The organism is Allobosea sp. GW821-FHT03A12 (assembly GCF_058986765.1).
Genome location: NZ_JBYSVZ010000003.1, coordinates 435,135 through 450,843, shown reverse-complemented (window position 1 = coordinate 450,843; position 15,709 = coordinate 435,135). Strand labels below are relative to the sequence as shown.

At 68.4% G+C, this 15,709-nt stretch carries 10 protein-coding genes; 4 read left to right on the top strand and 6 right to left on the bottom strand.

What is annotated here, in order from left to right:
* Positions 1-6: 6 nt before the first annotated feature.
* From AC3WLC_RS09800 to AC3WLC_RS09790, 3 genes are read left to right on the top strand one after another with little or no spacing between them, the layout of a single operon-like run.
* On the top strand, positions 7-705 hold the full coding sequence (locus tag AC3WLC_RS09800; protein WP_493683737.1) for an amino acid ABC transporter permease: 699 nt from the start codon (positions 7-9) through the stop codon (positions 703-705).
* Positions 705-1,415, top strand: coding sequence for an amino acid ABC transporter permease (locus AC3WLC_RS09795; RefSeq protein WP_493683736.1), 711 nt, complete (start codon positions 705-707; stop codon positions 1,413-1,415). Before AC3WLC_RS09800 ends, AC3WLC_RS09795 begins: the two co-directional genes overlap by 1 nt.
* Positions 1,416-1,422: 7 nt before the next feature.
* Positions 1,423-2,151 (top strand): amino acid ABC transporter ATP-binding protein, encoded by a 729-nt coding sequence (locus AC3WLC_RS09790; protein WP_493683735.1) that lies wholly within the window; start codon positions 1,423-1,425, stop codon positions 2,149-2,151.
* A 30-nt stretch (positions 2,152-2,181) separates the two neighbouring features.
* Here the strand turns inward: AC3WLC_RS09790 and AC3WLC_RS09785 are convergent, their stop codons facing one another.
* The 4 genes from AC3WLC_RS09785 to AC3WLC_RS09770 form a co-directional block, all read right to left on the bottom strand.
* The gene (locus AC3WLC_RS09785) at positions 2,182-3,711 is read right to left on the bottom strand and encodes an ATP-binding protein (protein WP_493684526.1); all 1,530 of its coding nucleotides are present in this window, start codon (positions 3,709-3,711) and stop codon (positions 2,182-2,184) included.
* Positions 3,712-3,782: 71 nt separating this feature from the next.
* Positions 3,783-4,484 carry a response regulator transcription factor gene (locus tag AC3WLC_RS09780; RefSeq protein ID WP_493683733.1) on the bottom strand — a complete coding sequence of 234 codons (702 nt, stop codon included), beginning with the start codon at positions 4,482-4,484 and terminating at the stop codon, positions 3,783-3,785.
* Complete coding sequence (locus tag AC3WLC_RS09775; protein WP_493683732.1) at positions 4,484-6,070, bottom strand: DUF4153 domain-containing protein; 1,587 nt, start codon at positions 6,068-6,070, stop codon at positions 4,484-4,486. The genes AC3WLC_RS09780 and AC3WLC_RS09775 overlap by 1 nt, the downstream gene beginning before the upstream one ends.
* A 351-nt stretch (positions 6,071-6,421) precedes the next feature.
* Entirely contained in the window at positions 6,422-6,910 is a 489-nt protein-coding gene (locus AC3WLC_RS09770; RefSeq protein WP_493683731.1) for a MarR family winged helix-turn-helix transcriptional regulator, read from the bottom strand.
* 147 nt (positions 6,911-7,057) lie between these two features.
* On the opposite strand from AC3WLC_RS09770, the gene AC3WLC_RS09765 reads away from it, so the two are divergent.
* Entirely contained in the window at positions 7,058-7,822 is a 765-nt protein-coding gene (locus AC3WLC_RS09765; RefSeq protein ID WP_493683730.1) for an alpha/beta hydrolase, read from the top strand.
* 106 nt (positions 7,823-7,928) lie between these two features.
* On the opposite strand, the gene AC3WLC_RS09760 is transcribed toward AC3WLC_RS09765, so the two are convergent.
* Together AC3WLC_RS09760 and AC3WLC_RS09755 are read right to left on the bottom strand one after the other, a co-directional pair.
* A complete protein-coding gene (locus AC3WLC_RS09760) occupies positions 7,929-14,489 on the bottom strand; it encodes an autotransporter-associated beta strand repeat-containing protein (RefSeq protein ID WP_493683729.1) in 6,561 nt (2,186 codons plus the stop codon).
* A gap of 223 nt (positions 14,490-14,712) precedes the next feature.
* Positions 14,713-15,660: a LytTR family transcriptional regulator DNA-binding domain-containing protein gene (locus tag AC3WLC_RS09755; protein WP_493683728.1), complete on the bottom strand. Its 948-nt coding sequence runs from the start codon at positions 15,658-15,660 to the stop codon at positions 14,713-14,715.
* Positions 15,661-15,709: the final 49 nt, after the last annotated feature.

Sequence of the window (15,709 nt, the reverse complement as noted above, 5' to 3'; positions counted from 1 at the left end):
CGATCGATGGGCTATGTCTTCGATATCGGCAGCGTGCTGACCGGGAAATATCTCGACTGGTTCCTGATCGGCATCGCCACCACGCTGGCGCTGACGGTGGTGGCCTGGTGCCTCGCCATGGCGATGGGGATCATCCTGACGCTGGTCCGGATGATCCCGTTCCCGCCGTTCGGCTGGTTCGTGGCGCTCTATGTCGAGTACCACCGCAACGTGCCGCTGCTGGTCCAGATCTTCGTCTGGTATTTCGGCGTGCCCTCGCTGCTGCCGCGCCCCGCCCGGCAGTGGATCAACGCTCATCACGGCGAGTTCCTACTGGCGGCGATCGCGCTCGGCCTCGCCGCGGCGGCCTATGTCGCGGAGGACATCCGCAGCGGCATCCGCTCGATCCCGAAGGCCCAGTACGAGTCGGCCCGCTCGATCGGCTTCGGCTATCTCGGCGCCATGGGCTATGTCGTGCTGCCGCAGGCGCTGCGCATCGCCGTGCCGCCGCTGATCAACCAGACCCTGCTGCTGTTCAAGAACACCAGCCTCGCCATGGCGATCGGCGTCGGCGAGCTGACCTACCGGACGCGCGAGGTCGAGAGCTACACCTTCAAGACCTTCGAGGCCTTCGCGGTCGCGACCGCGATCTACCTCGCCATCTCCTTCGGCATCATGGCGCTCGGCAGCTGGTCCGGCCAGCGCCTCAGGCTCGAGACGCGCTGATGCTCGAGATCCTGCAGAACAACTGGCTGCTCTTCTTGGTCGGGCAGTACCCGCACGGGCCGATCGGTGGCCTCGTCATGACGCTGTTCATGGCCGCGCTGTCCCTGGCGCTGTGCTTCCCCTTCGCGATCGGCCTGGCGCTGGCGCGCCTCAGCCCCTATCGCTGGCTCCGGCTACCCGCCACCGCGATCGTGCACACGGTGCGCGGCCTGCCGCTGATCATGTTCATCTTCTGGACCTATTTCTTCTCGCCGCTGATCATCGGCCGGGCGGTCGGCGGGGTCGAGACGCTGGTGATCGCGCTCGTGGTCTACGAGGCCGCCTATCTCTCCGAGATCATCCGCGCCGGCATCGAGGGGCTGCCCAAGGGCCAGACCGAGGCTGCGACCTCGCTTGGCCTGCGCTACTGGCCGACGACGATCAAGGTCGTGCTGCCGCAGGCATTGCACAACATGCTGCCGAGCATGGTCAGCCAGTTCGTCTCGACCATCAAGGAGACGTCCCTGGGCTATGTCATCAGCGCCCATGAGCTCACCTTCGCGGCGGCGCAGGTCAACAACGTCCTGCTGACCCAGCCCTTCGAGGTCTACGGCATCCTGGCACTGACCTATTTCGCGCTCTGCTTCGCGCTGACCTCGCTGGCGCGCCTGATCGAGCGGCACATCTCGGCGGGCCGTGGTGGCGCGCCCGGCATCGTCGTCGCGGCGTGAGGAAGCCATGATCCGCTTTGAAAACGTCGACAAATGGTTCGGGACGCTTCAGGTACTCGCCGGAATCTCCGGCGAGGTCCGGCGCGGCGAGGTCAAGGTCCTGGTCGGCCCGTCCGGCTCGGGCAAGTCGACCTTGATCCGTACAGTGACCCGTCTGGAGAGCATCCGAGGCGGGCGCGTGCTGGTAGACGACGCCGACATCGCCGCCCGGAGCGTCGACATCAACCGATTGCGCCAGCGCGTCGGCTTCGTCTTCCAGGCCTACAACCTGTTCCCGCATCTCAGCGCGCTCGGCAACATCACGCTCGGGCTGACCAAATTGCGCGGCCTGTCGAAGGCGGCGGCACGCGAGCGCGCCATGGAGGAACTCGCCCGCGTAGGCCTCACCGAGAAAGCGAACGAGATGCCCGGCCTGCTCTCGGGTGGCCAGAAGCAGCGCGTCGCCATCGCCCGCTCGCTGGCGATGGATCCTCAGGTGATGCTGTTCGACGAGCCGACCTCGGCACTCGACCCGGAAATGGTCGGCGAGGTGCTGGCCGCGATGAAGCGGCTCGCAGCGGGCGGCATGACGATGATCTGCGTCACTCATGAGATCGGCTTCGCCCGCGAGGTCGCCGACGAGATCTGGTTCATGGAAGCTGGCAAGCTGATCGAGCGCGGCAGTCCCGCGGAGCTCGCCAGCAGCCAGGCCGGTTCACGGCTCGGAGCATTCCTGCGGAAAGTCGGCCCGACATGAGGACGCAGCGACAGCGGCAATCGCAGCAGGTCATCGCCGAAGCATGATCGTGAAATGGGCGCCCTGCTCGCTGTCGGCCAGCAGAATCGTCCCGCCATGGGCTTCGAGCATCGCGCGCACGATGGCGAGGCCCATGCCGGTGCCGCCGCTGTCGCGTCGCGTCGTGAAGAAGCTGTCGAAGATCCGTGCGCGGTTGTTCGGCGAGATGCCCTGGCCGTCGTCGCGAACGTCCAGGCGGATGAATTCGCCCCGCGGCTCCGCATCGATCGAGAGTCTGGTCGCGCCATGGCGCTCGGCATTGTCGGCGAGGTGCGACAGCACGATCCGCAGATTCTCGGCGGAGATGCCGATCGGACCTGTCTCTTCGCCGCCAGCCCGGATCGAAAGCCCGGGGAATGCGCTTCGCAACGCCTCGATCACGGGGCTGATCTCGGTCGCACCGTCGGTCGGGGTCGCCTCGGCGCGTGCCAGCTCGCGCAGGCGATTGGTGATCGCCGTCAGCCGCTTCGCATCGGCGACGATATTGTCGAGGAAGCGCCGGCGCTCGGCGTCGGTCATGCGGCCCGTGCCGGCCTCGATGTCGTCGCGCAGCAGCTCGGCAGCCCCCTCGATCGAGGTGAGCGGCGATTTGAGTTCATGCGAGACATGGGCGGCAAAGGTCGCAACGAAGTCCGAGCGCGCATTGAGGGCGCCGGCCATGTCGAGGAAGCTCTGCGACAGCGTCGCGAACTCGGCCGTGCCGTGATGCCTGAGCGGCTGCAAGGCGTTGCGGTCGCCCCTGCCGATCGCCGCCGTCCTGGCGATCAGCTCCTTGACCGGCCGCGTGATCGCGCGATGGAAGGCAAGGCCGATCAGCAGGGTCAGGATCGCGACCGAAAGCCCCGCCGCGACGACCTTGCCGCGCTCTTCATAGAGGTGGCGGAAGACGTTGCTCGGCGTGCGGGATGAATAGAGGACCGCGGCGACGCGGCCATCGACGACGACCGGCATGGCGGTGAAGACGCGCACGCCGGTGCCGCGGCTCAACGAATAGAGCGGCGGCGGGGCGTTCTTGGAGACACGCAGCCTGAGCGCAGCCGCAAACCGGCCGTTCAACGCCGCCGCAACCTCTTCGACATGCGCCAGCGACTGGCCGAGTTCCTCGCGTCCGGCGATGACGACCCCATTGGGATCGAGCAGCCGGAAACCGGCCAAGGTCACCCGCTGAGTCTCGGCGAGGATGGGGCCTAGCCGCTCGCCGGCAGCACGAAAGGCCTCGGCGGCGGGCTGGGACGCCGGCTGCGCATCCGGCCGCCGCGGCAGCAGCTGGTCCCGGGCCAGATCGAGCGACGGCAGGACGGGGACGAGGCCGCCGACCGCGTCCGATCGTGCATCGGCCTGAACCGTCACCCCGAGCGGGGCGTCGGCCGGCAGGTTCGCGCGCAGATCCCGCCCGATCACCGCCACCAGCGCCGCGCTCTGGGCGATCAGCTCCGATTCCGCCTGATGCACGAGCTGGTTCTCGTAGATCCGGAAGAAGAACAGGCCGACGAAAGGCAGCGCCAGCACGGCGCTCAGCATGAGGAAGACGATCAGGCTGAGGCTTGGCCGCCATTTCGACGCCACCCGCACCGCCGACCCGCCCGTCCCGGTCACGACGAGGCCTCGCAGCGGCCGAGCCTGAAGCCGACGCCGTGCACGGTCTCGATCACGCTGTCGCCGCCCGCCTTCTGGATCTTCGAGCGGATGTTGCGGATATGGCTGTCGATCGTCCGGTCGGAGACGTGGATCGCGCCGCCATAGGCCTGGTCGAGGATGTGGCTGCGGCTGAAGACCTGGCGCGGCCTCGCGATCAGCGTGCGCAGGATCGCGAACTCGATGGCGGTCAGCGGCAGCTCGCGGCCGTCGAACCTTGCCGTGTGCTGCACCGGGTCGAGGCTGAGGGCGCCCCAGGCCAGGGCCTGCCCGGCCTCCTTGGCGCTTTGGCCGAGGCGGAGACGCTTCAGGATCACGTTGACGCGGGCGACGAGCTCGCGCGGGCTGAACGGCTTGGTGACATAGTCGTCGCCGCCGAGCTCCAGCCCGAGGATGCGATCGATCTCGTCGTCCCGCGCCGAGAGAAAGAGGATCGGCACTTCCGAGGATTTCCGGATCTGGCGGCAGACCTCGAGCCCGTCCATTTCGGGCATGCCGATATCGAGAACGATCAGATCCGCTGCGCCTTGCCGGAAGGCATCGAGTGCCTGCAAGCCGTCGCGCGCGACCACCGTGGCCATGCCGGCCTTCTCCAGCGCGAAGCAGATCACGTCGCGGATATGGCTGTCGTCATCGACCACGAGAATGCGCGGCGCCATCATTTCTCCTCGGGCGTGCCAGCCGGCGGCGGTAGAATCGCCTTGAACGGTGCTTGCGGCACGCTGGCCAGATATCGCGACAACCGCCAGTCGCGGAAGCTCCAAGCACGCCAGTCGATCTGGGCGGCGCGATGACGCCCGGCGAGCCCGTCGCGGTAGCTTGCGACCTTCTCCTGCGACCACCCCCATTTGAGCTGGGAAGGGGAATTGCCGACCGCCGCGATGCGGGGTGCATAGCGGTCGAGGGCCGGGATGATGCCCGGTCCCAGCGCCCAGAGATAAGCGACGTCGATGCGCTGGCCGGTGCCGCGCATCTCGTAGGAATGACGGATATTGTAGTTGGCGATGACGACCGCGGTGTCGACGAAGCTGTAGCCGTAAAGCATCAGCGCCAGCATGACGGCATTCGCCGAGACGAGCCAGCCGACCGGCCGCTGCGACAGGATCTGGACGAGGATCAAGACGAGCCCTCCTGCGACCAGCAGCATCCAGACGAAGGCGGCCATGCGCAATTCGGTGAGCGAATAGGCGTCGACATAGAGCTTGAGGCGCAGCAGGGCCGAGAGCATGAGCAGGATGTTCTGGCCGACCCAGGCCAGGACCAGCAGCTTGACCAACGGCGAGCGCGCGCCCGCTCCCGAAGGGCGCATCGCGACCAGCACGAAGGCGGCTGCGAGCAACGCGGTCACGACCAGCGGATAGGCGCCGCGATGAGCATAACTCGCATGGCTCAGCCCCTCGGGCAGACTGGCGCCGCCCCAGAGATAAGCGAGGTCCATCGCGGTCTGGATGGCGAAGAGGCCATTGAACAGGACGAGAGAGCGCTTGACGGTGAGATCGCCGAGCGGGTCCAGCGGATCGGCGATCGTCGCCTTCGCCGACGGCTTGGGATCCCCGCGCTTGCGGCGGCGCAGCGAGCGCATGCGGACCAGCGGCCAGATCAGGCAGAGGATCGCGGCCCAGAACAGCGAGCGCCCGGATAGCAGTTGGCCGAGGATCGCAGGGATGTCGATCCGGTTCAGCCAGCGCTCCAGCAGCGGATTGGCCGAGACGAACAAGGCGGCGAAGACGGCGCAAAGCAGCATCGGCACCGCCCAGCCGAGCAACCCAACCAGGACGCCCGACTTGACCTGCCGCCGCCGGCCGTAGCGGCTTGCCCGCGCGAAATCGCTGAACAGTCGGAAAGGGCCGGACAATGGCAAGCTTAGCGCCGCGCGCAGCTGCTCCGCCCACGACAGCGGCCGGGCTTCGGTCAGCATCCGGGCGGACGCGGCAGTCGCCAGCAAGGCGATCGTCACCGAGAGCCAGTTGATGTCCTCGATTATCGGCAGGAGACCGGCCGCGATCAGAATTGCCGCATGCCAGCTCCGGGCGGCTTCAGCCCTGAGCGGGTTGAGGCAGGCCGAGGCCAGGGCGAGCGCAGCGAGGAAAAGCGCGAACGAGATTCCGAGCCGGTGGCCGTAGAAGAGGAAATCCGCCAGAGCGACCAGGGCTGCCGCTGCCGCCAGCTGGATCGTCAGCCATCCGGCTGGTCGTTTGACGGGCTGCGGGCTGGTGACGTCGGGCTCGAGGGCGTGAGCTGGCATGGGCGTCGATCTCGGCAGGAACCGCCTGAGGCCGGGGCTGATGCCCGGGCCGGAAAGGCGAGGATTTCGGCACAGGCGGTCCGCACCCTCGTCTCCAGCCACCAGCCGTCCTCGACCAGCCTGCGCGGCAGTCTCGGCCTGGGGGATTGGAGAGCGATGATGTCCGCCATGCGCCATCCATGCCCGCGGCGCTTGCAGCAATTCCGGCGGAGATCGGCAGAAGCTCAGGTTTTTCGTGCAGTTTTTGCGCAGGACGCCGGATTTGGCTCCGCCGCGGCGATCTCGTCGATGGCTTGCGGCAGCGCGGACGCGAGCCCGGCCGCTTTCGCTCGGTCGCCTATTGGCGCATGCCTACTCGCCGCCGCGATCGGCTTCCGCAGCGTCGCTGGCGGCGACGGCGTTTCGCATGCCCTGCCTGAGGTCCTGGACGGTCTTGTTGAGTTCGATCATCTGCGGGATCTCGAAGCCGGAGTTTCGCAGCAGCGCGTCGGTGAGGCAGCCGGTCCGCGGATGGAGCTCCCGGCCCTTTGCGGTCAGGTGGACCTCGACCAGGCGCTCGTCGATCGTGCTGCGCCGGCGCGAGAGGAAGCCGGCCGCCTCCAGCCGCTTGACCGCCGGCGTGATCGTGCTCGGCTCCAGCGCCAGGCGCTCGCCGATCGCGCTGATCGTCAAGCCGTCGCGCTCCCAGAGCGCGCTCAGCACGAGATACTGCGTGTAGGTCACGCCGAGCGCATCGAGCATCGGCTTGTAGACCCGCTGGATCGCCAGCGAGGCCGAATAGATCGAGAAGCAGAGCTGGCCGTCGAGCGGCAAGGTCGACGGGGCGGGTGCATCGGTCATGGCGGACTCCGGAAGCGGCGGACGGATCGTTCTCCAGAAAAATGATATCGCGATAAAGAAAGCGCTTTACAAGCCCGGAATGGCTGTGTACGAGAATACATATCGCGATAATGATTGTCGCGAACTAAACAACGAAAGGAACCCGCCATGACCAAGTCCACCTCCATCCTCGCCGCCGCTGCCCTCGCCCTCTCCGCCACCGTTGCGGTGCCCGCCGCCCAGGCCGCCCCCGCCGTGAAGAACGTCGTCCTCGTCCATGGCGGCTTCGTCGACGGCTCCGGCTGGCGGGGCGTCTACAACGCCCTCACGGCCAAGGGCTACCATGTCACCATCGTCCAGAACCCGACCACCTCGCTCGCCGACGACGTCGCCTTCACCCGGCGCACCATCGCCCAGCAGGACGGCCCGGTCGTGCTCGTCGGCCATTCCTATGGCGGCGTCGTGGTCAGCGAGGCCGGCACCGACCCCAAGGTCAAGTCGGTGGTCTACATCGCCGCCTTCGCGCCGGACGCCGGCGAATCCGTGATGTCGCTAATCGCCAACCCGCCTCAGGGCGCCTCCGTCCCGCCGATCCTGCCGCCGGTCGACGGCTTCCTTGCCCTCGACAAGGCCAAGTTCGCCGCCGCCTTCGCCGCCGATGTCGATGCCAGGACCGCCGCCTTCATGGCCGCCTCGCAGGTGCCCTGGGGCGTCGCGGCCGCCGGCGGCGCCGTCACCAACCCGGCCTGGAAGGTCAAGCCCGCCTTCTACCTCGTAGCCACCGACGACCGCATGATCCCGCCCCCGGCCCAGCGCCAGATGGCCAAGCGCGCCGGCGCAACCGTCGCCGAGACCAAGGGCAGCCACGCCCTCTACGTCTCCAGGCCAAAGGCCGTCGCGGACTTCATCGAAAAGGCCGCAAACCAGAAGTGAGCCATACGACGCATCGTCCAACCAACGATCCCATCCAGACAAAAGCGGGCCCAAACGGGCCCGCTTCCTTGCCGGTCGGGCGGCGGCCAGGTTTAGCCGGACGTCTTCAGAACCGCATCTCGACCCTGCCCTTGAGGGCGTGGTCTCTGGAGCGCTCGCCGATGGCCGCCGAGTAGGTCAGGCCGAGCGCGGTGGCTTGGGAGATGCGCCAGTCGAGCCCGGCCTCGGCCACCAGTGTCTCGCGATCGATCGGGGCGGCGAAGACGCGCGCGGGCGTCGTGCCGGCGACGAAGGCGGTGCGGGCCTGCGGGGTCAGTTCGCCAAAGCCATGGCGCCAGCCGAGCATGCCCCGGGCGAACAGCGGCATCGCCCCGATCTGCGCCTCGGCGCGCAGGCCAAGCGTGGTGAAGCCGAGCGTCTGGTCGGAGGAGAGCACGCGCAAGGCCGCCGCGCCGCCACGCTCGGTGCCGGCATCGGTGCTCACGCGGATCAAAGCGAGCTGGGCGAAGGGTTCGAGCGCGACGCCGCTGAAGGCGAAGGCGTAGCCGAGCTCGGCGAAGCCCTGCGTCACCGAGCCCGGGCGCTGCAGCCGCAGCAGATCGCCGAAGCCGCGGATCGCAACCTGGCGGCGGATGTCGCTCTCCGACCAGCTATAGGCGGCGCCGACATCGAAGCGCAGGCTGCCGAAGCGTGCGCCGGCATAGAGCGCGGCATGGCCGCTCTCCAACCGGCCCGAGGACAGGCGGGCATCGAGGTCGAAGCGCGACTGGCTGTAGCCGCCGGCGACGCCGACCTTCAGCGAGGAGCCGGGCGCGTCGTAGAGCATGATGTCCGCCCCGAGCAGGGCGCCGCCGCTGCGGCGGTTGAGGCTGGCTGCATTGCCGTCGGCATCGGTATTGCCGGTGCTGCCAAAGGCCGTGCCCCAGAAGGCATAGCGCGGCTGCGGCACCGGGACCGGCATGACGGTCACGCCCTTGCGGCTCGGCAAGTCGGCCGAGAAGCTCGCGGCAACCTGACCCGGCGCCTGCGTCAGCAGCGGGCCGCGCAGATGGCCGAGGATGGTGTCGCGCACCAGCCGGCTCTCGTCGATCATCACCGAGACGGCTTGGGCATGCGCCTCGCCCGAGAGCAGGTCGAAGCCGGCGCGGGCCTCGGCCGCCGTCGCCGAGATCAGCGCGTCATAGACCGGGTTGCCGACGCCGAGCCGCTCGGCTGCGATCGCGATGAAGCCCTGGTTGCGGGTCTGCGCGATGGAGGCGCGACCGGATTCGCCCGGTCCGAAGGAGGCGTCGTTGCGAGCCATCGTCAGCGTGACGTTGTTGCTGTCATAGCCAAGAGACGGCGTCAGGAAGGCGAGGTTCGACGTGACGTCGCTGAAGGTTCCGCTGACCCCACCCGCGGCATTCAGGATGGTGTAGCTCGTCGCCGCCGCATAGTTGCCGTTCTCGGCTAGCACCTGCACCGTGCCGCCCGCGAGCGTTGCCGAGCCCGAGGCGACGATCTTGTCGCTCTGCCCGGCCGCATTGACCTCCACCTGATAGGTCGAGCCCGAAGCGAACGAGACATTGCCCGCCACCGTCAGCGTGCCGATCGAGTTGCCGGGCGCGATCGTGGCGCCCGACTGGATCGTCGTCGAGCCGACGGTGCCACTGCCCTGCAGCCGCGCGCCCGATTGGACGTCGAGCGTGCCGCCGAGCGCGCCGTTGACGACGAGCGTCCCGGCCGAGACCGTGGTCGAGCCGGCGAAGCCGAAGCTGTCGCCGGTCAGGTCGAGCGCTCCGCGGCCGGCCTTGGTGAACCGGCCGGTGCCGGAGAAGACACCGGCAATGTTGGCATCGTCGCGCTGGTCGAAGACGACCGTGCCGTTGGCGGTGACGTTGCCGGAGATCGAGGCGGCGTCGCCCACCAGCGTGCCGGCCACGACGATGGTGTTGCGATAGGCATTCGTGCCGGCCAGCGTCAGCGTGCCGGCGCCGGTCTTGATCAGGTCGCCATCGCCATAGACGCCGCCGCTCAGGGTTCCGTCATGGCCATTGGTGTCGATGGTGCCGTCGCCGGCCAGCAGCACGGTCCGGTCCGTGCCGAAGGACGCGCCGAAGCGCAGCGCCCCACCGGAAAAGGCGATCGCGGTGCCGCTGGCGCCGAGATTGCCGTCATTGGAGACCTGGAGCACGCCGGCCCGGATCAGCGTGCCACCAGAATAGGTGTTGGCGCCGGTCAGGACCGTGGTGCCGGCGCCCGCCTGCACGACCACGCCGGAGCCGGAGATCACGCCGCCGAAGCTGTAGTCGTTCGAGCGGTTGAAGCTCAGGACTGCGTTGTTGACGACATCGCCGGCGAGATCGCCGGTCGTGCCGCCATTGCCGATCTGCAACATGCCGGCCGCGATCGTCGTGCCGCCGGTATGGGCCGCGCTGCCGGTCAGCGTCAACGTGCCCCAGCCCTCCTTCGCCAGGCTGCCGCTGCCGCTGATCAATCCACCGAGGGTGAAGGTCGTGCCGGCATAGGTCTCGATGGTGCCGGTGCCGAAGAGCGTGACCGAACGCCCGCTGGTGATGTCGGCATAGGTCGCCAGGCGGCCGCCGCCGTCGAAGGCGATGGCCGAACCGGCGTTGCCGAGATTGGCGTCGGCGACGATCGCCAGCGTTCCGTCGCGGATCACGGTGCCGCCGGAATAGTTGCTGGTCCCGGTCAGCAGCAGGGTTCCGGAGCCGTCCTTCAACAGGCGGCCGCTGCCGGTGACGGTTCCGGCGTAGACGCTGTCTTTTGCTTGATCGACGATGAGATCGGCGCTCCCCAGCGCGATCTCGCCGCCACTGCCGGCGAGGAAGCGCATCGAGAGATCATAGCCATCGAGATCGAGCCTCCCGCCGGTCAGGACCCAATCAGTCATGGTCGGCAAGGCGCCGGCACTGCCGGCCCGGAGTGTCCCAGCCGTGATCAGGGTTCCGCCGGACCAGCTGTTGGTCCCAGTCAGCAGCAGCGTGCCGGCTCCCGACTTAATCAGGCCGCCGGCGCCGCTCACCGCGGCGTTCACGCTCAGCGTCGTGTTGGCGGCGGTCTCGACGGCACCGTTGCCGCGCAAGGTGAAGGCACGGGCCGTGGAGATATCCGCCATCGTGCGCAGCGTGCCATTGTCGAAGGTGAGCCCGCCATTGCTTGCGCCGAGATTGCCGTCGGCCGAGATCTGCAATGTGCCGCCCGAGATGATCGTGCCGCGGCTGTAGCTGTTGTTGCCGGACAGGATCAACGTGCCGTCGCCGGTCTTCTCGAGTCCCTCCGAGCCGGTGATGGTAACCGCGATCGTTGCGGTCTCGCCGTCGAGCACGCGGATCTCCGGCGTGATGATGACGATGTTGCCGTCGTTGTAGCCGTGCAGATTGAGGCTGCCACCTGCGCCATCGACCAGCGTATAGCTGCCGCCGGCGAACTGCAGCCCGACCACATTCTGCTGGCCATCGATCGTCACCGTGCCGCCGACGCCACTGGCGTCGCGGAAGACGCCGTACACGCCGCCCCATTGCGTCGCCGCGGAGCCGCCGAGGTCGAACCAGTTCGCGTTGCCGGCATTCCAGGTGCCGTCTCCGGCACCGGCCGACGTCGTGCCCCAGAGCTGCAAGATATTGAGGCCGTTCGGGGTGACGACGACATCGACCTTGCCGGCTAACGAGGTGTCGAGCGGATAGAGGTAAGAAAATGGCGTCGTGTTCGGCGTGGTTCCGCCGACGACGCCATTGTTCGTCAGGTTGCCGGTGTAGGTGAAGATGCGGTGATAGCCGATCGCCGGCATCGCATTGCTGGCGAGGTTGAGCGTGCCGTCATTGAGGACGAGATCGCCATTGACCCGTGTCGTCGCCGAGCCCGGCGAGGAGGCCGTGTAGCCGCTGATGCGGTAATCGTAGTTGCTGCCGGTGTTGAGCGTCAGCGTGCCGTTGACGATGAGCGCGGCGGCGTCGGACGGCTTGATCGTGCCGCCGTTATTGGCTGTCAGATTGCCGTCGATGGTCAGCGAGGTCTTGCCCGAGGGCGCGAGCGTGCCGCCGCTGTTGACCGTGGTCGCGCCGATGGTGCCCTCTCCGGCAACCGTCCCGCGGCTACCGATGGTGACCACGCCGCCGAGACGCGCCGAGCCCGCCATGCGCAGCGTGCTGCTCGTGTCGCTCGAAACCGTTGTCGTCCCCGAGAACCCGGAGCTGTCGGCGGTGAGAGTGGTCGTGCCGGAGAGCACGCCGATCGCTGCCGCGCCGGAGATCGCGCTCGTGAAGCTGTAGTCGCTGGTGGTGTGGTTGAAGACCAGCCTGCCAGTGCCGGCGCCGAAATGGATATCCCCCTCGATCGTGCCGGCGGCGGCCGCGGCCTGCCCCGCTGCGGCACCGATATTGATCGTGCCGGTGCTGCCAGTCCTCTTGGCGACCTCGATCCGCTTGCCGTGGCCGGCACCGGCTTTGCCGCCATCGGCGACGGTCAGCGTGCCGCTGCCGGAGGTCCCGACCGTGAACGTCGTCGCGGTCAAGCTCGATCCGGCACCCGAAACCAGCGCCGAGCCGGTGCCGTTCTCGCCGAGCACGAGCTCCCGGGCCACGACATGCGATCCATTGCCGGTGACGCTGATCGCGCCGGCGCCCCCGACCGACGCCCCTGTGGTGATCAAGCCGGCCTGCACGGCTCCGCCATTGGCGACCGAGAGGCTGCCCTGGCCTTCATCGCCGATGGCGAGCCGGCTTCCGACGCTCCATGCCGCACCGGCCCCTGCGACCTCCACGGCCGCAACCTGGCCGGGAGCGTTGGTGATGCGGGCATTCGTCGTCGTCAGCTGAGCCCCTGCCGAGAAGACGAGCGTTCCGGCCTCGACCGCCATGTCGCCGACGCGAGCAGTCGAGGCGCCCGATAGCGTCCAGGTGCTCGTGCCCGTCTTGTTGAAGGTCGAGAAGCCTTGATATTGCGCCCCCAGGCCGCGCAGATCGAAGCTCGCATTCGCCGCGCCGCCGAGGATGAGCGTCGCGCTGTTGCCACCGAACACCTGGCCGACGAGCGTATAGCCCGCCTGCAATTCGAGCGAATTGCCGCTGCCGTTGAGCTTGATCGCCGCGCCCTGCGCGCCGGGAACGGTGCCCTGCCCCTCGCCGCCGCGCACCGCCCCCGCGACGGTGATCGCGGTCCCGCCGCCGATCACTTCGATGCCCGAACCGCCGTCTCCGCCGTGGTCGGTCGTCGTCTGCTGGGCGATACCGCCGCGCCCGCCCGAGACAAGCGCACCATTCTGGACCGTCACGCTGGCCTGGCCGTCGATGAAGATGCCCGCGCCGCCGCCGCCCGGCGATCCGCCACTGGCATCGCCGCCATCGCCGCCGATCGCGCTCCCGGCTATGGTGATCGTGGCGGAACTGGCCGTTCGGATGCCGTCGCCGCCCCAACCCGACCAGGTCTGGTAGCCGCCGCGGCCGCCTTTTCCGCCCAGCGCATGACTATCGGACGCCAACGTGATGATCGTGCTGCCGCCATCCCGCGCGTTGACCTCGATGCCGGAGCCGCCGCGACCGCCATTCCCGTCGGCTCCGTTACGGCCATAATTGGCGTTCGGCATGTTGTAGCCATAGACCGAACCGGGAGGGCCACCGCTCCCGCCCTCGCCACCATCGCCGCCATTGCCACCCTGAGCGGTCGTTCCGTAGAGGCTGATCTGCCGGCCATAGGCCGAGTACAAGCCGGCGCCGCCGCTGCCGCCGTCACCGCCCGCGCCTGCGGGCCCACCATCGCCGGGGTACCAGCGCGCGATGACCGTGCAGATTCCCCTGCCGTAGCAGAGCGAGGTTTCGTAGGCCCCCGAACCGGAGCCGCCATCGCCACCATTGCCGCCGCGGCCGCCATTCCCGCCCCGCAGGGTCGCATTGGTGGCCGTCACGACGAGATTGGATGGCGGCGTGTAGTAGAACCCCTTCATGGGGTCGTAGACGAGCTGCCGGCCGGGCAGGCTCAGTCCCGCTGCGCCACCTCCGCCGCCGCCGCCACCGCCGCCGCCTGCACCCCCATGCCCGATGAAGGGGTCCCGATAGGAGTTGCCTCCCGTCCCTCCGTTTCCGCCGGAGCCGCCATCGCCGCCCACCAGGCTGATCGTCTGGGCCGCGGTCAGCAACGTCCCGGTGAAATCGAGGCCGACGGCCCCGCCGCCACCGCCACCACCGCTGCCGCCGTCATGCCCCGGCGCGCCGGCTGCACCGTGCGACGGTGAGCCGCCTCCGGAACCGGATTGCCCGACATGCCCGGCATATCCCGGCGGGATCGACTGGAGAATGGAGGTGGTACCGCTGATGTCGCCACCTTCGCCGCCGCCATGGCCGCGCACACCACTGCCGCCCTTGCCACCTTTGGATCCACCACCCGACGAGGCATTGGCGCCACCGCCGCCGCCACCGCCGCCACCGGCATATTCGCCGCCGCGGCTTCCGGCTTGCCCCTTGGTCGGATGACTGATGCCGTGCGCGCCCCCTGCCCCGCCCTGACCGCTCACCTGTGCCCAAGCCGGCAGCGCCAGCACGAAAGGTGAGCAGAACGCGGCCGGCACGGCCATGGCGAGCAGGATGCGCAGCAGCGCGGTCGAATATGCAAGGCTGCCCGATGCGGCAGACCGAAGCCGGGAGACGCACTGCGTCGCCTCGTAGGCCGTCACGGGGCCCAGCTCCGGAGGGATGGCGGCGCGGTAGCGGCGAAGCGGCATAAGTCGTGCGGATGTCTCGATCGGCCCCGCATTGATTTCGCGCTCCGGACGGGCGGCAAGCGGAATTCGACGAATGGACATGCCGGTTCGACGAACGGCCGCCCCAGCCCGATTCATCGTGAGAAATCAGTTAAATGACGGCGGGCTGCACTGCCCGCGAATCAGCGGCCCGCGCTCACACGCCGAGGCGTTGCCGCAGCTCTTGCCGGTAGGGTCGCGACACCGGCCAGGCCTCGGTGAGCTGGCCGAGCCCGATCGTCCAGCGGTCACCGGCGCGCCGGTCGAGGCCGCTGACATGCTGGAGATTGACGATCGCGGTGCGGTGGATGCGCAGGAAGATCGTGGGGGGCAGGAGCCCGGCCCAGAGCGTCAGCGGGCGCAGATCGAGCACGGTCGAGCCATCCCGCAGCCAGACCTTGGCATAGTCGCGGGCCGAGCGGACGCCGAGGATGGCTTGCGGATCGATGCCGATGATCTGGCCCTGCCGGCGCAGATAGATCAGCGGAACGAATGTCCTGGCGCCGTCGATGAGCGACTGCCCGCTGCGGGACGAGCCGTAACGCGCCAACGCGATCAGCTCGGCACAGCGGAACAGCGCCCCGATCTCGGCCGGCGACCAATGACGCTCGGCAGTGGTCGCATCGAAGCCGATGCAGGCGCGCAGGCGTCCGCCATGGAAGACCGGCACGCTGAGCACGCTCTTGTCGCTCTGCCTGAGCATCTCGACCTGGAGCGGGCGGGCCGGGCGCGGCAGCTCGGCGACGCGGTTGATCATCACTGCCCTGCCCTTCGCCAGGAACTGGTGCAGCCAGGCGATCATGGTCACCGGCGCGTCCTGCAGGTCCTCGACGAAGGATCGCACGCCCTGCTGGCTCCATTCATGCGTGTTGCGGAAGCGCAGCAGCTCGGCGTCGTATTCGAACATCCAGGCCCGGTCGGCGCCGGCGAGCGCGCCAATCTCGGCCAGGGCAGCAGTGATCGCGATGTCGATCGGCTCCTGCAGCAACCACCTGGCGACGTGATAGGGCCAGTCGGTTCCCGCCGCCTCGCCGCACTCGCCGCACTCGCCGAGCGCATAGGCTTCGTAGACGGGATCAGCCGCAGATGTGGAACTTTCAGCCATGCCGAGAGCGATCTTCCGCCATCATCCGCCTAGGGCAAGCCTGTGCCTG